The following is a 22,908-nucleotide window of genomic DNA, read 5'->3' on the forward strand; positions in this document are numbered from 1 at the left end:
AGGCAGTAACTCAGAGCATGCTATGAAATTATTGAAATCTGTTCTTCTGATTATTGCCATACAGGCAACACCCGCTCAGGCCGTTGATCTGAATGCCGATCCCAATATGACCTGACCGGGGCCGCACCGTTACCGTCGATTATTTCAGGTCAAAGCCAGAGACCTTATAGCGATAGCCAGTTTGACGATACCCCCCCTCCGGTGATCCCGGTGGTGATGAGTCGGATGTTTGGCGCGCAACTCTTTACCTCGGTCTCGGCGGCAGATAGTGGTTCCAGCATCGGTTTCAATCCAAACTACGTAGTGAGTTTGGGGGATCAGATTCAGATACGGTTATGGGGCGCATTTAACTTTGAAGGTGCGCTGAGTGTGGACCCGAAAGGCAATATCTTCTTGCCAAACGTTGGCCCGCTGAAAGTAGTTGGCATCCCGAATAGCCAGATCAACAGTGTGGTGACTGCCAAAGTCAAACAGGTCTATCAGTCGAATGTGAATGTCTACGCCTCTTTATTACAGGCCCAGCCGGTCAAAGTGTTTGTCACCGGTTACGTTAATAACCCCGGATTGTACGGCGGGGTGGCATCTGACTCGTTACTCTCCTATCTCAGTAAAGCCGGTGGTGTCGATACTCAGAGAGGCAGCTATGTGGATATCAGCATCAAACGTGGTAACCGCGTGCGCTCACAGGTTAATTTGTACGACTTTCTCCTTAACGGCAATTTGGGGCTATCACAGTTTGCTGACGGCGATACCATCGTAGTCGGCCCACGCCAGCACACTTTCAGTGTCGAAGGCGAAGTGTTCAACAGCTATGACTTTGAATTCCGCAACAGCACGATTCCGGTGAGTGAAGCGCTCAGTTGGGCACGCCCTAAGCCGGGGGCCACACATATGACCATTATCCGCCAGCAGGGTACGATTAAGCGCAGTGAATACTATTCACTTAGCTCTGCACCGGGGCGTTCATTACAAGATGGCGATAAGCTGATTATCAGCACTGATCGCTACTCAGGAACCATTCAGGTTCGAATCGAAGGGGCGCATTCCGGCGAGCATGCCATGGTACTGCCTTATGGTGCGACTATGCGTCAGGTGCTGGCAAAAATCCGCCCTAATAGCATGTCGCAAATGGACTCGATCCAACTGTATCGCCGCTCGGTCGCGCTGCGTCAGAAAGAGATGCTTGACCTGTCACTGCAAAAACTTGAAGAAGCCTCTTTATCAGCACAGTCTTCCACTTCAGAAGAGGCCCGTCTGCGAATGCAAGAAGCGCAGCTTATCAGTCGCTTTGTTACCAAAGCCCGCAACGTGGTACCTAAGGGTGAAGTGGTGCTCAACGAAAGTAATCTTGATCAGGTGATTCTGGAGGACGGTGACGTAATTAAGATCCCTGAAAAGACCTCGCTGGTCATGATCCATGGCGAAGTAATGTTCCCGAATGCGGTGAGTTGGCAGAAAGGTCTTAGCCCGGATGATTACATTACCAAGGTTGGCGGTTACACGCAAAAAGCCAGTAACACCAAAGTCATTCTGATTAAACAGAATGGTGAAGCACTGAATGCTGAAGACGTCAAAACGCTGCAACCGGGTGACGAACTGATGGTATTACCGAAGTTTGAATCGAAGAACATCGAAGTAACGCGGGGGATTTCGACCATTCTTTACCAGTTGGCAGTTGCCGCTAAAGTGGTGCTAACACTCTGATGATAGGCATCTTTTCGGCAGGAATCTATCGCATCGAGCATCTGGAAAACTTTCTGGCTGAACCCTGCTGCAAGCTGTCATCGTTGCGATCAATTCCGCCGGGGATAAGCGCGGTGGCGGTGTGGGGCCATCGTCCAAGTGGTGATAAAGCGGTTGCGTTGGCGCGAGCTTCCAGCTTGCCTGTTGTGCGTCTTGAAGACGGTTTTATCCGCTCGTTGGGGTTGGGCGTGTCAGGCTGCCCACCACTGTCGATGGTGGTGGATACTCAGAGTATCTATTACGACGCCAGCCGGCCAAGCTCGCTGGAAAGGCTGATTCTTGACCGGGCCGGTAACCAGCCACTTTATGCCGATGCCCGAGAGGCAATGCGGTTAATTGTTGATGCTGACTTGTCGAAATATAACTTGGCACCGCCATTCAGCGGCGTGCCTGCGCAAGGTGATGCGGTGTTGGTCGTGGACCAGACTTTTGGTGACATGGCGGTTAAATACGGCAATGCCGATGCGGCAGACTTTGAGGCCATGTTAGATGCCGCGCTGAATGAAAACCCACAGGCAGAGGTTTGGCTGAAAATTCATCCCGATGTTTTACAGGGCAAGAAAGCAGGCTACTTCAAGGCAATACCAAAAAATCCACGCATCAAGTTGCTGGCAGAAAATGTCAGCCCGCAGTCGTTATTGCGCCAGGTCAGTCGTGTGTATGTGGTGACTTCGCAATATGGTTTTGAAGCGTTGCTGGCGGGCAAATCTGTCACGGTATTTGGTCAACCCTGGTATGCCGGTTGGGGATTGACTGACGATCGCCACTCGCAGGCTGATGGGTTATCGGCACGACGTGGGCAGGCCAGTTTGTTGGATTTATTCAGCGCCGCCTATCTGCGCTACAGCCGTTATATCGATCCCTGTAGTGGCCAGCCGGCGACATTATTTGCTGTGTTAGACGGTTTGTTGATGCAAAAAAACCATCAACTACAACGCCAGGGTCAGTTATGGGCGCCGGGTTTAACACTTTGGAAACGCAGCATTTTTTTACTGTTTTTAAAAACCACACTGAACAACGTCTCTTTCAGAGACGGTAAAACATCGAACACGGCTTGTGTGGTGTGGGGCAATAAAGGCGAACAGCGCTGGCAAGCAAAGGCTCAGGCGCAAAAAGTGCCGGTATGGCGTATGGAAGATGGATTTATACGCTCATCGGGGCTGGGTTCTGACTTGCATCCGCCGCTGTCGCTGGTGCTGGATAAAAGCGGCATTTACTACGATGCCACCCGGCCGAGTGATCTTGAGTCGTTACTCAACAGCAGCCGGTTAACTGACCTACAGCGAGTGCGGGCCGCAAAGCTTCGCCAGCGATTGGTCAGTGGCAAAATCAGTAAATACAACATTGGCGCGCCATTCAGTCTGCCGCCGCAAGCCAGTGGCAAACGCATTTTGCTGGTATCCGGCCAGGTGGAAGACGATGCATCCATTTTGAGCGGAACAATCAGTATTCGTACCAATAGTGAACTGCTGAAAACGGTGCGCCAGCGTAACCCGGACGCTTTCATTATCTATAAGCCGCACCCGGACGTATTGGTTGGCAACCGGCAAGGGCATATTCCTGCGGCTGATATTGCGCGTTGGGCTAACACTCAGGCGCAGGATGCCGACATCATCCAATGCATTCAGGCTGCGGATGAGTTGCATACTTTGACGTCGCTTTCGGGCTTTGAAGCGCTGTTGCATGGGAAGCAGGTATTTTGCTACGGCATACCTTTTTATGCGGGGTGGGGGCTGACACAGGACGAACATTCTGCACCACGCCGGCAGCGCACATTGACGCTGGATGACTTGGTATATCAGGCGTTGATCGCTTATCCGACCTATGTTGACCCTCTTCGGCGTGAAGCAATAACCGCAGAACGGGCGTTAGACATTTTGGCGGCTCAGCCACGTGCTGAAATGCAATTTAGCAAAAAAAAATCGGGCAGGATTATGCGTAATTATAGAAAACTGCTCATGCTAACTAAAGTGACAATGAACTTATAAATCAGTCTGTTAAATAATAATGGTGACGTGTTTATGCTTACAGATTGCCGTGCACTGACAACACTTCTTGCTGGCAAGAAGTACCTACTGTTACAAGGCCCGATGGGACCTTATTTCAGTGATACCGCTGAGTGGCTTGAATCTCAGGGGTGCGAAGCGGTGAACGTGGTATTCAACGGCGGTGACAAGTTTTATTGCCGTAAGCGTGACTATTTGGTGTTCAGGCAGACGCCGAAAGAGTTCCCCACCTGGTTGAAAGATACCTGGCAAGATTACCACTTCGACACTATTTTGTGTTTTGGTGATTGCCGCCCGCTACACCAAGTTGCCAGGCTTTGGGCGCAGACCAAAGGGGTGCGTTTTCTGGCGTTTGAGGAAGGCTACCTCCGCCCGCATTTTATTACCCTCGAAGAGGGCGGGGTGAATGCGTTTTCCGCCTTGCCACGTAATCCTGATTTCTACCGTAAGTTGCCAGAAATTAAAGCACCGGTCGCCAAAAAATTGACATCATGCTTTAGTCTGCGGGTACGCCGTTGCATCGGTTATTATCTGGCGGGCTGGTTTTACCGCCATCAATTCCCGCAATATCGTCACCATAAATCCTTTTCACCTTGGTACGAAGCCCGTTGCTGGATACGTGCTGCCGCGCGTAAACAGTGGTACCGATTCTTGCAACGAAAAGTGCTGAGTCAACTACAGGGCGAGCTTGACCAGCGCTACCATCTGGTGGTTTTACAGGTCTACAATGATAGCCAGATTCGCAACCACAGCCCATACAACGACGTGCGTGATTACATCAATGACGTAATGTATTCATTTTCAAAAAAAGCCTGTAGTGACCAGTGGTTAGTTATCAAACATCACCCTATGGACCGGGGGCATCGCCTGTACGGGCCATTAATCCGTAAACTCGGTAAGCAGTACAACATCAGCGAGCGGGTAAAATATGTACACGATTTGCCTATGCCGGAATTACTGACTCACGCCAAGGCGGTGGTAACGATTAACAGCACGGCTGGGTTATCAGCCCTTATTCATAACAAGCCGTTGATCGTTATGGGTAACGCGCTGTATGACATGAAAGGGTTAACGTTTCAGGGGCACCTCAATCAATTTTGGCAGTCTGATTTCAAGCCAGATATGAAGTTATTCAAAAAATTCCGGCTATATATACTGAGAAACACCCAGATTAATGCGGTTTATTATGGAAAAGAAACTGTCCAAAAAAACTCTGTAGATCTAAAAAATGCAGAAGAGTACTTTTGTTGATCTCAAATAGTAAAGGAATTTTATGAAAAAAATAATATTAATAATGTTTTGTTATTTGAGTTTATCATTGTAACTTTATTATTTTGGGTGTCGTTCTCATTTAATGTGAGCGCTGATGATAATATTCTTAGTGATTGTAGAATATCCCAAGGACAGTTAGATAGAGGAGGATTAATCACATTAGATGGAAGTTGCACTTACCATACGAATGTATCTATTACACTGAGTGGCACAACATTAGATTGTAATGGTGCAACAATTGAAGGTGATGGGGAAAAAAATAATGGAATTATGATCATCGGGAAAGGAAATGTTATAAGAGATGTTACTGTTAAAAATTGTCGTGTCACAGGATTTAAAAATAGTGGCATTGGTGTTTCCTCTGGTATTCCAAAGGAAGAATTAAGCACTGACTACGAAGATAATTATCATAAATCCCCAATAGATATTAAAATTTCGAAATCTCATGTAGAAAAAAATGGTGGGGTTGGGATATATATTGATGATTATGTTACAAATGCAATTATAGATGGTTCTATTGTTAATGATAATGGGGGCGTGGGGATTTACTTAGAAGAGTCATCAAAAAATAATAAAGTAATTAATAATAAAATCATAAATAACGGATATTCTTCTTCTGGTAAGAAAAGTAGAGAAGGACTAGCAATCGATTCATCAGCTCATAATGTAATTGAGGGGAACGAATTTATTGGAAATGCAACGGGAGGAATATATTTATATAAGAACTGTAGTGAAAAATATAGTTCGGGAAAGTCAGTGATAAGATGGCAACATAGTGATAATAACATTATAGAAAACAATTTATTCTATAATGAAGATGTAGGTATTTGGATTTCTTCTCGGCAAAGTCTTAACTTATCTAAATGGGATTGTGGGGATAAGGCAATGGATGTTGAATCGAAATATTATGAGGATTTTGCGAACAATAATGCTGTTATTAATAATGTTTTTTGCCGAAATAAACAGTCGATAAAAATTGAAGGTGATAATAATAAGATAACTGGCAATAAATTTGATGGTATTCCAGAAAAACAAATTTCACAACCAGTTTCTATGAGAGAAAAATTTTTAGGGAAAAAAACCATAGGGAATGTGATTAATAATAATTACTATAAAAAATGTGTCATATGAGACTCGTCAATTTACATTTTGCAGAAATACATTTCAATTAAATGGTTAATCTAGTGTTTAGATTTGTTTATGCATCTATAGATAATACTATAGAGTAGTGCTAATTATTATTTTACTTGATGCAATCATTTAAGTTCCTCTATTATTTTAATGCATTTTTGAATATCATCCATAGGTAATACTTCAATAATAGACAACTCCAAATCCCACCATTTAATACAAATAAGTTTCGAGATCGTTTCACTGTCGAATCGCATCTTTATTATTTTAGCTGGATTGCCAGCAACAATAGCATAAGGTGGAACATCTTTAGTTACTACAGCACCGGCTCCGATTACAGCACCATCGCCAATATTAATACCCTTAAGAATCAATGAATTGGCACCAAACCAAACATCATTTCCTATAACGGTTTTTATTGCACGTTTACGATCAGGCGCGGGTCTATTACGTATTTTCGCTGCTGCTTTATGAATAGGATCATCCGGGAACCAATTATTTGATATTCGGTAAAAACTAGAAGATAAAAAGTGAAATGGATGCTCGACAGCAGCAATATGACATCCGCGCGCAAACGTACAAAATCGACCAATTTCAACCATGTCAAAAATTATAGTATTGGCATTGATAAATGTATACCTCCCAATTTTTTCTGAGCGTACTGCGCAGTTTGGTCCGATATGTACGGGGTGTTCGAATTGTTCACTATCAATATGTGGAACTATAGCTGACTTGGCAATTGTTGATACAGATTTGTTTGGTTTTATGGACATTTTTTCCTCAAAATAAGCTTCTTTCACATACCTATTAAATAATATTTATTTAGATGTTACGAATATATGTCAAGTGACAGAGGTTTTAATAATATTATAATTTATTGGTTTAATATATTCTGGCTGGCATGATTTCTTAATTTAAATGTTTGATATGGATACCCATATCAAACATGAGATAAATAATAATTTAAAATCCATCTTGCTAATTTTAAATTTTTTGCTTTTTATTAATAATAGCATCTTTAATGAATAAACTTGGATTCTTTATTAGCTTGTTAAGTTTTCCTTTGAAACTGCTTCTATTCAAAGGGATTACTTTAGCATTTGGTGCCGGTTTTGTTATAGGGGTCGGTTTCGTTATAGATGCTGGTTTAGATATCGGGGCTGGTTTTTTTACTGTTCTTTTAATGCTATCTCTTCCACCGAATGAAGAAAACAATGGCGCATCAAGTGAAACTCCTTTTAATACAGAGCCCAAATGTATTTTATCAGGACCAAGTCTTATTTCTTCGAAAATTATTTCCTGTACGATACTTCTATCTGTGCCATCGACTGCTTTGGTTTTTCTATATTTTGATTGGCCAAAAGAATACACGTTTTTCAATATATGCCAATAAAATCTATTTATTTTCTCATGTGATAAATTTAGGTTTGATTTTATTTTATTTAGTGCTTCCTCCTGAGTAGATACTGAGAATGCAATGTCATCATGGCAGTAAAATGCATGTGAAGCGCATATTACTGGTTTACCGAAAGCCTGTGCTATAAGGCCGACACCTGAATTCATTAAAAATACTTTATCCGATAAAGCTATTAGATCATGTACATGCGCATCATTGTCTGCATATATTACGCCATCGATTCTTGGTAACTCTTTCTCCAGTGGATGGTTTTTGCAAATAATCACCCACTCACTTTTTGGAAGGTTGTTGGATATGTAGTTTACCCAGTTTTGAAAATCTAAAACTGACTCGGCAGGGCCAGCGAAATATGTTGTAACGGTATCTGTAGGCCTTTGGAACGGTACGAAAAGTATTTTTCTGTTCCCTACCTGATATAGCTCACGTAAGAACCGTGCAGATTTTCTTGGTGCATTATGCTCTAGAGTATCTTCACTATTTCTCAAATTGAAAAGATATTCTTCTATCTCATCATTTTGCTCGTGGGTAAGTGGTTTATCCCATAAATCTGGGTGATAGCTTTTACTATCATAATTAAATCCATTAGGATCAAAGAACCATGAATTAGGTAGTGCCCCTCGATCAAAAACTAAATATGGTATATTTTTGTTTTCAATTCACGATATAAAGATAAACGATGTTCATTGCCATAAGGATTAAGCATAAGAACTTTATTAATTTCGTTTTTTATAATAAAGCTAATAAAATCTTCTGGATTAGTGAAATTAGTTTCAGATAAGATCGTTATCTTACCGAGGCCAGGTAATGCATGACGAATCGCTTTGAATGTCTGCGATTTTGTATCCAAGAGAACTAATGATGTTTCATTACTAGCTAGATTACTTAACGGTAATGGTTGCTCTCTATTTCGGTCAAATTTTATCATTAGGTTTTCTAAGAGAGCGAAGTTTCTTTTTGATTGATGGTATCCCGGTATAATCCTTTTAGGGTGCCATTGATGTAGGAAAAATATTCCTTTCGAAAAAATATCGATCCCATACAAAGCAAAATAAGCTCTAAAACCTCTATAATTTTTTATATCATTACTTTTCGTATCAACATAATAATCAGCAGTTCTTGGGCCTTTGATGTAGTACGATGACAACCGATGCAATACGTCATAATCCTCCGCACCATGTCCAAAAAACTCTCGACTATGTCCACCGATACCTAAATAGTGATTTTTATTTACTACGATAGCAGAGCTACCATATGCTGGAAATTCAATAAATCCATCATGGGATTCAATCAGTTTACGTTGAATTACTCTATCCGCATAAGGGTTGTTTTCGCTTAATTCTTGGCTAGTTTTAGTCCCATCTTCTGAAAGGAAGAATACCGGGACGCAGAAAAAATCATAGCCATTGTTATGCATATTTCGAGATATTACTTCTTCATAAATATGATTATACATCTTTGTTGATGCGAAAAAATCGATATCATTAAACAAGACTACATCATCTTTGGAATATTGAACGCCTAGATCTCTTGCATGCCCAATATTAAATATTTCTTTAGTTGATTCATATCTAAGAATCGAGACGTTATTTTTTTCCAAACCGTTTAAAACCCCCATGAATTTCTTTGGGGTACCATAGTCAACAATTATGATATTGAATTTTTCCACTGGGACATTTCTTATTATACTTTCTAATCGTGACTTTGCCTGATATACACCTTCAGTAACTCTCAAAGGCACAATAATGGTAATCTTCATTTTGACTCCGATCCTGGTATTTTTTAAGTAATTAGCTAAGATTTAGGCTGAATATTCTCATCCACTTTATAAACCGCAATCGCTTCATCTACTGACTCGAAATATTTCACCTGATTATCTCGGCCAATAAATAGCGCGGCATCGCAGAACTCTTTCAGTGAACCGAGGCTATGGGAAACCATAAGAAAGCTTGATTCCTGGTGGCGGGATTTGAACAGGTCTGCACATTTTTGTTTAAAGCGCGCATCCCCTACAGCGGTGACTTCGTCCACCAGATAGTAATCAAACTTAAATGCCATACTCAGGCCAAAACCCAGGCGGGATTTCATGCCGGAAGAGTAGGTTTTGATTGGCATATCAAAGTATTTGCCAAGCTCGGCGAACTCTTCAACAAAGGCTACTTTCTCTCGTAATTCACGGTCTGCTGCATACAGGCGGGCGACAAACTTAACATTTTCACGCCCGGTCAAACTCCCCTGAAATCCACCTGCTAGTCCTACTGGCCAGGAGATCGTTTTATCGGTAATAACTTTGCCGCTATCAGGCCGGTCGATACCACCGATGACACGTAATAACGTTGATTTACCTGAACCATTGCGACCAATTAAGGCCACACTTTTATTAGCAGGGAACTCGACATGCAGATTTTTAAAAACATAATGGCGCCCAGCAGGGGTACGATAAGATTTGGTTAGATTTTCAATTCTGATCATGAGGTTAGCATCGCCTCTTCACCGTTACGGTACAACACAAGCCCAACAAACAGACTGACCAACGTACAGAAGGCCAGATAGTATAAGTTGGCACCTTCGCTGACATAACCCGGAACGACGGCTTCACGGCATAGCTCAACGACATGGACTAACGGATTCCACAGTAAGTACGGCCAGTAATCCTTTGGAATTGAATGGAGCGGAAACATAATGCAGGAAATAAAGTAGAGCGGTTTTAACAGAATGGGTAGAAACTTCTCGGTTTCGGGGAAGGTTTTTCCTATCACCATAAAACTCAGACCGACGCCGCAGGAGAAAATGATTAGCATTAACCAGACTAGAACCAGCGAAATAAGGTTAATGACTTCAAACTCCTCGCCAAGCAGGCCGACGATCGCCATCAGTAAGATGTAAACTACCGCATAAATTAATGATTCTAAAACAGCGCGGGCAATGATGGGCGTTGTTGAATAAATCGAACTTTTGGCCGTAGTTAGGATCAGATCACCACACTCCTGATCCTGCAGCGATATCACGTGGCAAAACAAAAGTTCAAAATCACCAACTGGGCCACCTACAACAAGGCGCTTGTCAATCGGGGCTCACTGACATTCTGGCTTGATGAGTCGGCCATTCAGGCCTGGTATGACGAGCCCAACACGTCTTTACGCGGTCGTCCGCAACGTTATTCTGAGCTGGCCATTTCAACCGTTCTGATGCTCAAACGCGTTTTTCGCCTCACACTTCGCGCTGCGCAGGGATTCATTGACTCCATCTTTACCCTAATGAAGCTCCCGCTCCGTTGCCCGGATTATTCCTGCGTCAGCAGGCGGGCTAAATCCGTCAGCATCCCTTTCAAAAACCCAACACGCGGTGAAATTGCCCATCTGGTTATCGATTCCACCGGCTTAAAAGTCTTCGGTGAGGGTGAGTGGAAGGTGAAAAAACACGGCCAGGAAAAGCGCCGCGTCTGGCGGAAACTGCACCTGGCGGTGGATGCTGATACGCATGAGATTATCTGCGCTGACCTGTCCCTAAACAACGTGACTGATGCAGAGGCATTCCCGGGGCTTATCCGTCAGACGCACAGGAAAATCAGGGCTGCCTGTGCCGACGGGGCTTATGACACAAAGCGGTGCCACGACGAGTTGCGGCGCAAGAAAATTAAGGCGCTTATCCCGCCGCGAACGCGCGCCGGCTACTGGCCGGTGGAGTATGCCGACAGAAATCAGGCGGTGGCGAGGCAACGGCTTACTGGGAGCAATGCGTACTGGAAATGGCACACGGCTTATAACCGGCGTTCAGTGGCCGAAACGGCGATGTACCGCGTAAAACAGCTGTTTGGTGGGCATCTTACGTTGAGGGATTACGATGCGCAGGTTGGAGAAACTATGGCCATGATCCGTGCCTTAAACAAAATGACGCGTGCAGGGATGCCAGAAAGTGTGCGGATTGCCTGAGGAAGTCAGTGACGAGAGGCGCTTTTATCTAAATCCGAATTATTCAACAAAGCCGCAATGATGGTGTCTATCGGCCTTACCGGGCGATAGTTAAATAAGCCTTGGTTGGCTTCTATAGCACCAATCGACCGGTTACTGATATTAATGAATACGAAGTAGGGAACAATCCCATTAATCAGAAAAACCGGGAAGGAAATATCTGGCATGGTACGCTGCATAATGTAGCCGAAAATGCCTAGTAGCATGAGCATGTGAGCCATAGGCTCTAGCGCCGCCCAAAGATAACCCAGCCGATACTTGCCAAATCTAGTTTTAATTTCCCTTAGAAACAAAGCGTTAACGGCAGCTTTTTGTACTTCGAAACCACTACGAGCCATCTGTTGTTGTCCAAAAATTTAATCTGGTTTGTCCACGCTACCGCCCCTGATTTACAGCACCCAGTATGCTGAAAGCAAAAATAGATTGTGGAATACCAATATGACGAAAATAACTACGCCAAAAGGATAGAGATATTTATACGTGTATTATAAAAAATAGATAATACTAGGCCTAGCATGGTCTGGTATTTTAATATGTATAGCCACACATTACCGTAGGTAATTAGAGGTGTAAAGGTTCTTCAGGCTGTTAGCTTAAATTTAATAAAGTTAATTTGCTATTATTAAGAACAATCTTGTTTTGTGGGAATTGTCTTATAATAATATGGCGGTTATGATTGAGTTATATCTGATGCTCTGGTTGGTCATGATTTACTTTGTTGTTGATATAGGCTGCTGTTATTTTTATGTTTCTCTATTTTATCGATAAATAATATCGAGATTGTATTGATTGTTAGTCTATTGAAGGGGATATAGATGATGATTCTAATATCCCCAATCATCTTCACTCCCGCTCTAAAGCCCTGATAGGGTCCATCTCGGCGGCCCGTTTGGCGGGGAAAAAACCAAAAATAATCCCAATCAAACTAGAACATATAAAGGCCATCATGATGGATGTTGTTGAATAAACCATTGAAAAGTTACTACTGAACTGACTGAATATCAGGCCGATTGCTAGCGATAATATTACGCCAAGGCCACCGCCCAATAAGCACACTAATACCGCCTCTATCACAAACTGCTGCATAATATCGCTGGCACGGGCACCAACCGCCATCCGCACACCTATTTCTTTAGTACGTTCGGTGACCGATACCAACATAATATTCATCACTCCAATACCACCAACGATCAAAGAAATAACCGCAATCATTGATACCAGCAATGTCATGGTTGAGGTGGTCTTCTTAATGGTTTGACGGATACTGTCGGTATTCATCACGAAGAAATCCTGTGTCCCGTGACGTTGAGTGAGCAATTTTGTTACACCCTGTTCAGCATTCGCCAGGTCAATATCATCGTTCACCCGCACGGTAATACTCTTTAGATAAGATTGGCCGAGCATACGTTTCATCGCCGTCGTATAGGGGATCCACACATTGAGGTTCTCGTCGCTACCAAAACCACTTTGTTTCTTGGCCGCCACACCAATCACGCGGCAGGGCAGAGCGCCAAGTAAGATAACTTTTCCGATGGGGTTTTCGCCTTGGGCAAACAGCTTATCGCGGGTGTTTTCATCAATGACTGCCTCTTGCATCAGGCCATCGACGCTAGCGCGGTTAAAGGCCATTCCCTGGTTGATATTGTAGCCACGCACCAGAAAATATTGCTCACCGACCCCATTGACGGTGCCACTGACCGATTTATTACCATAACGTAGCGTGGTGCTGGTCGAAACCGTTGGTGTCACGCTGTGAATATAACCTTGTTGTGCCAGGGCATCCGCATCGGTCGCCCGTAGAGTATGGATTGCCGCTGAGCGCATATCACCAAAATCCTTGCCGGGGAAAATCTCCAGCGTGCTGGTCCCCATCGCGTTGATATTCGCCAAAACCTGTTGTTGCGAACCTTTTCCTAGTGCCACCACCGATACCACCGAGGCAATGCCAATAATAATCCCCAGCATGGTCAGTACGGTGCGCAAACGCTGTGCGGCCATCGCCAGTATTGCCATTTTAAACGCTTCTTGTAGGCGGTCGCGCTGCGCTTTCCACGAGGTGAGTAGTGGTTTACTGGCAATGTCTGGTTCTTGTTCGACGGTTGCTGTACTTACTGATTTTGTCGACTGCATTTGTCGGTCAGCAATGACCTCGCCATCTCTCAATTCAATAATTCGCTGCGCATGTTCTGCAATCGACATATCGTGGGTGACAATTACCACGGTGTGGCCTTGCTGGTGTAAGTCTTTCAGGATATTTAAGACTTCATTACCACTGTGAGTATCAAGTGCTCCGGTGGGCTCGTCGGCCAGAATAACTTCCCCGCCGTTCATTAGTGCTCTGGCAATACTGACCCGCTGCTGCTGCCCCCCGGAAAGCTGGCTTGGGCGATAATCCAGCCGCTCGGCCAGACCGAGGCGAGACAACAGGCTGGCGGCTCGCTTTTTACGTTCCTCGCGATTGATACCGGCGTAAATTGCCGGAATTTCCACATTCTCCCGCGCACTCAAATCATTTAGCAGATGGTAGCGCTGAAAGATAAAGCCAAAATGTTCACGGCGCAGTTCGGCGAGCGCATCACGGTCCAAATGTTGTGGGATCCGGCCAGCGACCAGATATTCGCCTGCGCTGGGTTTATCCAGACAACCGAGAATATTCATTAGCGTTGATTTACCGGAGCCTGATGCGCCAACAATCGCCACCATTTCTCCGCTGTAAATAGTTAGATTGATATTTTTCAGCACTTGAACCGTCTGTTCGCCATTAATAAATTCACGGCTGACATTATCAAGCTGAAGTAAGATCTTACTGTGGTTGAGGTCTGGCATCAGTTACATCCCCATCGGTGGCCCCATACGTTGGGCCTTATTGTTGGCGGTGGTACTGCTGCCTTGGCTGACGATCACCTGTTCTCCGGCTTGCAGGCCTGAGAGGATCTGTGCATCAACATTGTTATTTAGCCCAACGGTCACTTCACGCCAACCGATGTTGCCGTTGTTGCTCACCACTTGGACCTGATACTTTCCTTTTACGTTGTTTAATGCGGTTGCGGGGATAACGATGGCGTTCTCGGCTTTGTTGAGCACGATGTAGACCTGCGCGGTCATTGAAATTCGTAACGCGCCATTTGGGTTAGCAACATCAAACAGGCCGTTATAATAAATGGCAGTGCTACTGGAGCTGGAGCTGCTACTTGAGCTGGATGAGGTGGTGGTGGTTTCATCGTTGATCGAATCAGGCGCCGGTTCTATTGCCCGCAGCGTGGCACTGAATCGTTCTTCCGGCTCACCTAAAATAGTGAAGTAAACCGGCATACCGGCTTTAACTTTCACCACGTCAGCCTCAGAAATTTGTGCTTCTATCGTCATGGTGTCGAGCTGAGCGACTTTGATAATCGTTGGCGCACTTTGTACTGCGTTGACGGTTTGCCCCTCTTCAACCGGGATTGCCACCACTGTACCTGTGATGGGTGAGCTGATTTTAGTGTACCCAAGATTGAGTTTGGCGGTACTGACGGCAATTTCCGCCTGTGCAATCTGGGCATCGAGCGCAGTAATTTCCGCCTGAGTGCTTTCTAATGTGGCTTTGGCGCTATCAAAATCAGCGCGTACGCCGAGACCTTTGGCCAAAATTTGCTGCTGCCGTTGGTAGGTCAATAGGTTGTTTTTCTGTGTTGCCACTTTCGCCGCTCGTTGGGCGAGCACATTTTTCAGCGCTTCTTCGGCATCTTTCAGGGTATTTTGCTGAGTCAGGTCATCAATTTCAGCCACTAACTGGCCTTTCTCAACCTGCTGTCCTAGGGTGACATGGAGCGCTTTGATTTGCCCTGAAACCTGAGCCCCAACAGTGACTTGTTTTTGTGCCTTGATGGTGCCATCAGCCAAGACAGTTTGTTCCAGAGTGCGAGTTTCGGCGGCGGCGGTGATGTAAGCGGGTTTATCCGCCGGTGAAATCAATCTGAATAGCAGCACGCCGCCCGCTATCAGCAGCAGTACAGCCAGCCCGATAAAGCGTCGTTTCGACCTTGTAACCTGTTGCATAATCAATCAAAGATCCTTGAACCACAATGAAGAGAACGGTGAAACCAAATGCAGGGGGATAATTTACCGCCAACACCGATGAGTGTGAGTTAAGTGAGATTCAAGAATATGTAAGGATTGAGTAAAACCGGCTGCGCGCGAGTCAAATAGGCATGAAAATAGCCGAAATCAGGCAGGAGAGTTAAAAATGAAGATTTTGTTAGTCGATGATGATGTGGAACTGGGCACTATGCTGAGAGAATACCTGAGCGGTGAGGGCTTTAATGCCGAATTGGTATTAACCGGTAAAGCGGGTATTGCCGCAGCCTTATCTGGAGACTATACCGCCTTGATCCTCGATATTATGTTGCCTGATATGAGTGGTATTGATGTTTTGCGGCAAGTGCGTAAAAAAAGTCGCTTACCGATCATTATGTTAACCGCTAAAGGGGATAATATTGACCGGGTTATCGGTCTGGAAATGGGGGCAGATGACTATATGCCTAAACCCTGTTATCCCCGCGAGCTAGTCGCCCGCTTGCGCGCAGTATTGCGCCGCTTTGATGAACATCCTGAGGTGCCGTCAGCCGATGACAGTATCATCAGCCATGGCGACCTCACACTCAACCCGTCAACGCGCAGCAGTGAATGGCAGGGTAAACCGTTTGATCTGACTGCATCGGAATTTAACTTGTTGGAACTGCTGTTGCGTTCACCAGAGCGGGTGGTTACCAAAGATGAGTTATCCGATAAAGGATTAGGCCGACCACGGGAAGCCTATGACCGCAGTGTTGATGTGCATATCAGCAATATACGTCAAAAACTTGCAGCCCTGCCGGGGAACAATCTGAATATTGAAACGGTACGTAGTATTGGTTATCGCATCAGATAATAGCCTTGGGTGGAGTGAGATTGCTTATGCGCGGACGGTTGTTTTGGAAAATCCTGCTGGGTTTTTGGTTTACCTTTATTTTAATGACCCAGATGCTGTGGCTGGTGTTCTCCTTTTATGGCAATCGCCATGAACCCCCTGAGCGTGAAATGGTGCGGCAAATTGCCAAATTACAGGTTGCCTCGGCGGCGTCGGTATTACATTCCGGTGGTTTGCCTGCGCTAAGTACCATGACAGCTAACTGGTCGGAGGCTGATAAAGCCTATTTTTCTGTATTACCGGTGGCGGCGCTGCCACCGCTGACTGAAGAGGCGCTTACCGGGGAATCGATTCCCCAAGGCGGTGAACCTGAGTTTTATCGTCGTGAGGTTACCACTTGGGCCCAAAGCCCTGATGGACAAAACTATCGTGTCAGTTACGACATCGATGGCTTGCGCCCCGTTAATCAGCAGGGTGGCCCCGATGAAAAGCGCCATGAAATACTGAATATTCCTATCCCTATGATTTGGATGGGCGTATTAGGCGGTTTGTTCTTTAGCGCGTTATTAGCCTGGAATCTAACGCGGCCGATGCGCCAGTTGCGTGCCGGTTTTGAACGGGTGGCACAGGGGGATTTGTCGGTACGATTGCTGCCGGTAATGCGGCGGCGTCATGATGAGCTGACTGAAGTTGCGCGTGACTTTGACTCAATGGCCGAACGGCTCGAAGCTCTAGTCAGTGCGCGGGAACAACTACTGCATGATGTGTCCCATGAGTTGCGTTCCCCGCTGGCGCGTTTGCAACTGGCGATTGGCTTAGCGCACCAGAATCCTGGCAATGTTGAAAGCTCATTACAACGTATTGAGCATGAATCGGAACGGTTGGATAAGATGATTGGTGAGTTGCTGGCACTTTCACGAGCTGAAAACCACGATCTTGCTGACGATGACGAGTATTTCGATTTGCATGAGCTGGTCAAAGTGGTGGTAAATGATGCGCGCTTTGAGGCGCAGGTGCCGGGCGTTGAGATCTTGCTACAGGTGTTGCCCCCTATCGAGTACACCGTCAGAGGTAATGCTGAATTGATGCGACGGGCTATTGATAACATTGTCCGCAATGCGCTGCGTTTCTCCGTTCATGGGCAACAGGTAAAAGTGACACTTTCATTGGTGGATAAGAGTTATCAGATTCAGGTTGCTGACCAAGGGCCAGGCGTTGAAGAGAGCAAGTTATCCAGTATTTTTGACCCCTTTGTGCGCGTTAAGTCGGCGATGTCTGGCAAAGGTTATGGTTTGGGATTGGCCATTACGCGTAAGGTGATTCAGGCCCATGGCGGGCAGGTTGAAGCACGCAATAGTGAGCAGGGGGGATTGGTGATTACACTACGGATTCCACGTTGGCTTGCAGTGGAGTAGTTTGACAGTAACGGTAATAGCAGAAAACAAAAACGGCACCCTTAGGCGCCGTTTTTTTATTCGTATGAGATTACTTCTTGATACGAATAATTGGTGTTTCACCAACGGTGACACTACCGGACAACTTAATCAGTTCTTTGATCTCGTCCATGTTGGAGATAACAACCGGCGTCAATGTAGACTTGGCTTTCTCTTCCAGCAGGGCCAGATTGAACTCAATAACCACATCACCTTTCTTGACGCGCTGGCCTTCTTCAGCGATGCGTTTGAAGCCTTCGCCTTTCAGTTCAACAGTGTCAATACCGAAGTGGACGAACAGCTCAATGCCGCTGTCTGATTCGATAGAAAAAGCATGGTTAGTCTCGAAAATTTTACCGATGGTGCCATCAACAGGAGCAACCATTTTATTGCCTGAAGGCTTGATAGCAATACCATCACCAACGATTTTCTCTGCAAAAACAACATCAGGAACATCTTCAATGTTGACGATTTCACCAGACAATGGCGCAACGATTTCAATAGTACCACTGTCTTTTTTGTCATCTGAAACCAGTGATTTCAGTTTATCGAACAAACCCATGATCTTCTCCTAAGTATTTATATCGGGCAGCGTTCCAGTATCGTGGAATTAGCAGAGTGTTTTTTCTTCGATGAATGTGGTAATCAAATCCATCAATTCCTTCGCTGTTGGTTGAGCTAATGCCTGCTCTGCCAACACCTTCACATCTTCGAAATTCGTATTACGGATAATTTTCTTGATGCGTGGGATCGAAATCGCACTCATGCTGAACTCATCCAGCCCCATGCCCAATAGCAACAGTGTAGCACGTTCATCACCAGCAAGTTCACCGCACATACCGGTCCACTTACCTTCAGCGTGAGATGCATCAATAACCTGTTTGATCAGGCCCAATACCGATGGCGACATTGGATTATAGAGATGAGAAATCAGCTCATTGCCACGATCTACTGCCAGAGTATACTGAGTTAGATCGTTTGTCCCAATACTAAAGAAGTCAACTTCCTTAGCTAAATGGCGAGCGATAACCGCCGCCGCAGGTGTTTCAACCATTACACCGACCTCGATAGTTTCATCGAAGGCCTTGTTTTCTTCACGTAATTGGCCTTTCAGCAGTTCAAGTTCTGCTTTCAGTTCACGTACTTCTTCAACCGAAATAATCATCGGGAACATAATACGTAATTTGCCAAATGCTGAGGCTCGCAAGATTGCACGCAGCTGTGCGTGCAGAATTTCTTTGCGATCCATAGCAATACGGATAGCGCGCCAGCCCAGGAATGGGTTCTCTTCTTTCGGCAGGTTCATATACGGCAAATCTTTATCGCCGCCGATGTCCATGGTACGGACGATAACAGCCTGAGAGCCCATCGCTTCAGCAACGGCTTTATATGCCTGGAACTGCTCTTCTTCTGTAGGCAAAGAATCGCGGTCCATAAACAGGAATTCGGTACGATACAGACCAACACCTTCAGCGCCATTACGTTCAGCACCGGCGATATCACGCACAGTACCGATGTTGGCAACCACTTCAACCTGATGGCCATCAAGGGTGATAGCAGGCAGGTCTTTTAATTTGGCCAGATCATTTTTCTCGGTGATGTATTGAGTATTCACCGCTTTCAACTGCTCAATAATATCGGCAGTTGGGTTTAAATAGACTTTGTTGTTTACTGCATCAAGGATCAAATAGTCGCCATTCTGGACTTGTTTGGTCACATCGGAGGTGCCGACGATAGCAGGGAGTTCCAACGAACGAGCCATAATCGAGGTGTGAGAGGTACGGCCACCTAAATCGGTGATAAACCCTAACACTTTATCCAGATTAAGCTGTGCGGTTTCTGATGGCGTCAAATCGGTGGCAACCAGAATAACTTCATCCTGAATGGCACTCAGATCAACAATGGTCAGACCGAGAATGTTCTTCAGCAGGCGTTTACCGATATCACGCACGTCAGCCGCACGTTCTTTCAGGTATTCGTCATCCAGTTCTTCCAGGGCTTTTGCCTGCCCTTCAATCACTGAATAAGCGGCTGCATCAGCAGAGGCATGCTCATCTTTGATGAGGGCTATGATTTCCTGCTCAAGCTCTTCGTCTTCCAACAGCATGATATGCCCTTCGAAGATGGCAGCTTTCTCTTCGCCGAGGCTTGCTTCAGCTTTGGTCTTAATCGCTTCTAACTGCTCAGACGCTTTGGCCCGCCCAGATTTGAAACGTTCGACTTCCTGCTCCACTTGGTCAGCAGAGATCTTTTTCCGGTTGATGACAATCTCATCTTCTTTCAGCAAAAGTGCTTTACCAAAAGCGATACCCGGTGATACTAAAATGCCTGAAATCATAACCCTACCTTACTCTTGACTGGTGTTAACTAAAAAAGCGTGCGTGATTACTCAAGCTCAGCCATCAGTTTTACCAGATGCTCAACAGCTTTCTTCTCATCTTCACCAACAGCCGAGATCGTAACAACAGTACCTTGGGTCAGGCCCAGAGTTTGTAGTTTAAACAGGCTCTTGGCGCTGGCGCTTTTACCGTTAGAGATCACAGTAATTTCAGACGCAAAGCCTTTTGCTTCTTTTACGAACTGGGCAGCCGGGCGGGTATGCAGACCATTTGGTGCAGTAATAGTAACTTCTTGCTGGAACATTGTATTTCCCCAACTTATTGGATTTATGTTGTGGAGCTAAAGTTTAGTGTAGAACCCAAACTTTAGCCTGTATTGGTGCGCGTATAACAAGACTATCTGACTTGCGCATGACTATGCCTCAACCACCGGCAAGTCACAAAGACAGTTTCTGATGCAACCTGAATTCAGGTCTAAAATCGACACTGTCGTATCTAAGAATAATGCTCTCTTTGCGTTATGTCTTCAATCCACGTTCGGTGATGACATTTTTTGTCGCATTGCATAATTGTTAAATCGATTCAGCCAGAGATTCACTCAAGATACGATTAATTTCGCGTATCAAAATAATTGACCGGTTAAATACTAAACCCAGAGGGTAAAATCAATCTTTATGTAGTAAAAACTTTGAAGTGCGCCACAAAAAAAGCACCCATGAGGGTGCTTTTTTAGCATTTAGTGCGACAGCCTGACTACTGTTGCAGCTCTTGCTCAGTGAACAAATCTGCAAACAATGCTGTGCTTAAATAACGCTCACCCGAGGAGGGAAGAATAACCACAATTGTTTTGTCAGTAAAGCCATCTTCTTCGGAAAGTTTGACTGCTGCCGCAACTGCTGCACCGGAAGAAATACCGGCCAAAATACCTTCTTCGTCCATCAAACGGCGAGCCATTGAGATAGCTTCATCATTGGTTACCAACGCTACGCGGTCAACCAAACTCAGATCGAGGTTGCCGGGAATAAAGCCAGCACCGATACCTTGGATTTTATGTGGGCCGGGTTTGATTTCCTGTCCAGCCAACGCTTGCGTGATAACCGGGGAGTCAGTCGGTTCAACCGCCACAGTGATAATCGCTTTGCCTTTGGTATTTTTAATGTAGCGGCTAACACCGGTCAGGGTACCACCGGTACCGACACCTGCGATAAAGACGTCCACTTCACCATCGGTATCTTCCCAAATTTCCGGGCCGGTGGTTTGCTCATGAATTTCCGGATTCGCTGGATTACTGAATTGCTGCAAAATCAGGTAACGGTCAGGGTCAGTTGCTTGAATCTCTTCCGCTTTAGCAATGGCTCCTTTCATCCCTTTGGCCCCTTCGGTCAGGACCAGATTAGCGCCGAGCGCTTTTAGTAGCTTACGGCGCTCAATGCTCATGGTTTCTGGCATGGTAAGGGTTAATTTATAACCGCGAGCGGCGGCAACAAATGCCAAAGCAATGCCGGTATTACCGCTGGTAGGTTCTACCAGCTCTTTGCCTGCGGTCAGAATGCCGCGCTTTTCGGCATCCCAAATCATATTGGAACCGATACGGCATTTAACGCTGAAACTTGGATTGCGTGATTCAACCTTCGCCAAAATGCGCCCGTTACCGATACGGTTCAGACGAACCAGCGGCGTATGGCCGATTGTTAAAGAGTTGTCTTCATATATCTTGCTCATAGCCCGTCCTTTAACTCTATGAAAATGTAGGAAACGTTCAAAGCATACGCTAACAGTATGGCTATGGAAGTAAGTAATTAGTATATCGATATGTTATTAGGAAATAAGTTTTAATCCCAATAGCTTTAAGGGCGTGGCTGGCACGCCCAAAGGAGATTAACGAGGTGGTTGAGTAAACTGGTCGCGGTAACGATCTACCCACATTGCGGTGGCTCCGCAAACGGCAACCGGCAGAATCACCAGATTAAGGAATGGGATCATAGTAAACAAGCTCACCAGTGCACCAAATTGCAAGTTATCGACTTTATTTTGTCGCAATGCACTGCGCATCTGCTGGAAACTCACTTTATGGTTATCAAAGGGATAATCGCAATATTGAATTGATAGCATCCAGGCACTGAATAAGAACCACAATACCGGCGCAACGGTCTGACCAATGCCAGGGATAAAGTAGAGCAGCAGCAGCCCTAATGCCCGGGGCAGGTAGTAAGCCAGTTTTTGCCACTCGCGCGCCATGATGCGCGGCAAATCTTTAACTATTCCCCATATACCGGTGTCTGGCAGTGGTTTACCCGTCAGACTGGCCTCCAGTTGCTCAGCCAGCAAGCCGCTAAAGGGGGCTGCAATAATATTGGCCAGGGTACTGAACAGGTAACTGAATACCAGTAGCACCGAGATAACCATTACTGGCCACAACAAATAACTCAGCCACTGTAACCAGTCGGGAACATGGCTCATCAATTGTGGAACCCAATCACCTATACGGTTGAATAACCACCAGAAAGCGCCCCCCATCAGCAGAATATTTACCAGTAAGGGCAAAATAACAAATCGCCGGATACCCGGACGGGAAATTAATTGCCATCCTTGGGCGAAATAATGGACACCACTCACCTTTTTTACCGCTTTTTGCGTATACGCCATGCCATTCAGTTCTCTGTAAGTCTATTGACCCACGTATCATATCGGTATGATTTCCCACTGCATAG

18 protein-coding genes and 2 pseudogenes are annotated in these 22,908 nt (G+C 45.4%); 7 read left to right on the forward strand and 13 right to left on the reverse strand.

The window, feature by feature from the left end; all coding sequences use genetic code 11:
- Positions 1–22 precede the first annotated feature (22 nt).
- The 4 genes and pseudogenes from V1955_RS05710 (at position 23) to V1955_RS05725 (ending at position 6,152) form a co-directional block, all read left to right on the forward strand.
- Positions 23–1,704, forward strand: a pseudogene (locus V1955_RS05710) (polysaccharide biosynthesis/export family protein).
- A complete protein-coding gene (locus tag V1955_RS05715) occupies positions 1,704–3,731 on the forward strand; it encodes a capsular polysaccharide biosynthesis protein (RefSeq protein WP_442820622.1) in 2,028 nt (675 codons plus the stop codon). Before V1955_RS05710 ends, V1955_RS05715 begins: the two are co-directional and overlap by 1 nt.
- A 33-nt stretch (positions 3,732–3,764) precedes the next feature.
- Positions 3,765–5,000 (forward strand): capsule biosynthesis protein, encoded by a 1,236-nt coding sequence (locus V1955_RS05720; RefSeq protein WP_420073820.1) that lies wholly within the window; start codon positions 3,765–3,767, stop codon positions 4,998–5,000.
- Between the two features lie 105 nt (positions 5,001–5,105).
- Positions 5,106–6,152, forward strand: a complete 1,047-nt coding sequence (locus V1955_RS05725; protein WP_442820623.1) for a right-handed parallel beta-helix repeat-containing protein — start codon at positions 5,106–5,108, stop codon at positions 6,150–6,152.
- A 125-nt stretch (positions 6,153–6,277) separates the two neighbouring features.
- Here the strand turns inward: V1955_RS05725 and V1955_RS05730 are convergent, their stop codons facing one another.
- The 5 genes from V1955_RS05730 to V1955_RS05750 all read right to left on the reverse strand — a co-directional run bounded on the left by V1955_RS05730 (position 6,278) and on the right by V1955_RS05750 (position 10,541).
- Positions 6,278–6,925, reverse strand: coding sequence for a CatB-related O-acetyltransferase (locus tag V1955_RS05730; protein ID WP_442820624.1), 648 nt, complete (start codon positions 6,923–6,925; stop codon positions 6,278–6,280).
- Between the two features lie 211 nt (positions 6,926–7,136).
- On the reverse strand, positions 7,137–8,054 hold the full coding sequence (locus V1955_RS05735) for a capsular polysaccharide export protein, LipB/KpsS family (protein WP_442820625.1): 918 nt from the start codon (positions 8,052–8,054) through the stop codon (positions 7,137–7,139).
- 143 nt (positions 8,055–8,197) lie between these two features.
- Positions 8,198–9,325, reverse strand: a complete 1,128-nt coding sequence (locus V1955_RS05740) for a glycosyltransferase (RefSeq protein WP_442820626.1) — start codon at positions 9,323–9,325, stop codon at positions 8,198–8,200.
- A gap of 35 nt (positions 9,326–9,360) precedes the next feature.
- Entirely contained in the window at positions 9,361–10,038 is a 678-nt protein-coding gene (locus V1955_RS05745; protein WP_420073965.1) for an ABC transporter ATP-binding protein, read from the reverse strand.
- The gene (locus V1955_RS05750) at positions 10,035–10,541 is read right to left on the reverse strand and encodes an ABC transporter permease (RefSeq protein ID WP_442821423.1); all 507 of its coding nucleotides are present in this window, start codon (positions 10,539–10,541) and stop codon (positions 10,035–10,037) included. Before V1955_RS05750 ends, V1955_RS05745 begins: the two co-directional genes overlap by 4 nt.
- Before the next feature lie 33 nt (positions 10,542–10,574).
- Between V1955_RS05750 and V1955_RS05755 the strand changes: the two genes are divergently transcribed.
- A complete protein-coding gene (locus tag V1955_RS05755; RefSeq protein ID WP_226717630.1) occupies positions 10,575–11,498 on the forward strand; it encodes an IS5 family transposase in 924 nt (307 codons plus the stop codon).
- A gap of 53 nt (positions 11,499–11,551) precedes the next feature.
- Here the strand turns inward: V1955_RS05755 and V1955_RS05760 are convergent.
- From V1955_RS05760 to V1955_RS05770, 3 genes and pseudogenes are all read right to left on the reverse strand, one after another.
- Positions 11,552–11,875, reverse strand: a pseudogene (locus V1955_RS05760) (ABC transporter permease); the annotation flags it as partial.
- Between the two features lie 505 nt (positions 11,876–12,380).
- Positions 12,381–14,363, reverse strand: a complete 1,983-nt coding sequence (locus V1955_RS05765; protein ID WP_442820627.1) for a MacB family efflux pump subunit — start codon at positions 14,361–14,363, stop codon at positions 12,381–12,383.
- A 3-nt stretch (positions 14,364–14,366) separates the two neighbouring features.
- Positions 14,367–15,575, reverse strand: a complete 1,209-nt coding sequence (locus tag V1955_RS05770) for an efflux RND transporter periplasmic adaptor subunit (RefSeq protein WP_083163425.1) — start codon at positions 15,573–15,575, stop codon at positions 14,367–14,369.
- A 187-nt stretch (positions 15,576–15,762) separates the two neighbouring features.
- Between V1955_RS05770 and V1955_RS05775 the strand changes: the two genes are divergently transcribed.
- Positions 15,763–16,446, forward strand: coding sequence for a response regulator transcription factor (locus V1955_RS05775; protein ID WP_083163427.1), 684 nt, complete (start codon positions 15,763–15,765; stop codon positions 16,444–16,446).
- 26 nt (positions 16,447–16,472) lie between these two features.
- The gene (locus V1955_RS05780; protein WP_442820628.1) at positions 16,473–17,840 is read left to right on the forward strand and encodes an ATP-binding protein; all 1,368 of its coding nucleotides are present in this window, start codon (positions 16,473–16,475) and stop codon (positions 17,838–17,840) included.
- Between the two features lie 70 nt (positions 17,841–17,910).
- On the opposite strand, the gene crr is transcribed toward V1955_RS05780, so the two are convergent.
- From crr to cysZ, 5 genes are all read right to left on the reverse strand, one after another.
- Positions 17,911–18,420, reverse strand: a complete 510-nt coding sequence (crr, locus tag V1955_RS05785) for a PTS glucose transporter subunit IIA (protein WP_004392561.1) — start codon at positions 18,418–18,420, stop codon at positions 17,911–17,913.
- 48 nt (positions 18,421–18,468) lie between these two features.
- The gene (gene ptsI / locus V1955_RS05790) at positions 18,469–20,196 is read right to left on the reverse strand and encodes a phosphoenolpyruvate-protein phosphotransferase PtsI (protein ID WP_372559580.1); all 1,728 of its coding nucleotides are present in this window, start codon (positions 20,194–20,196) and stop codon (positions 18,469–18,471) included.
- A 47-nt stretch (positions 20,197–20,243) separates the two neighbouring features.
- On the reverse strand, positions 20,244–20,501 hold the full coding sequence (gene ptsH, locus V1955_RS05795; protein WP_083163435.1) for a phosphocarrier protein Hpr: 258 nt from the start codon (positions 20,499–20,501) through the stop codon (positions 20,244–20,246).
- 449 nt (positions 20,502–20,950) lie between these two features.
- Complete coding sequence (gene cysK / locus V1955_RS05800; protein ID WP_083163436.1) at positions 20,951–21,919, reverse strand: cysteine synthase A; 969 nt, start codon at positions 21,917–21,919, stop codon at positions 20,951–20,953.
- A 156-nt stretch (positions 21,920–22,075) separates the two neighbouring features.
- On the reverse strand, positions 22,076–22,843 hold the full coding sequence (cysZ, locus tag V1955_RS05805) for a sulfate transporter CysZ (protein WP_372559579.1): 768 nt from the start codon (positions 22,841–22,843) through the stop codon (positions 22,076–22,078).
- Positions 22,844–22,908: the final 65 nt, after the last annotated feature.

It is taken from the genome of Yersinia sp. 2545 StPb PI (assembly GCF_052217125.1).
Lineage (GTDB): Bacteria > Pseudomonadota > Gammaproteobacteria > Enterobacterales > Enterobacteriaceae > Yersinia > Yersinia enterocolitica_E.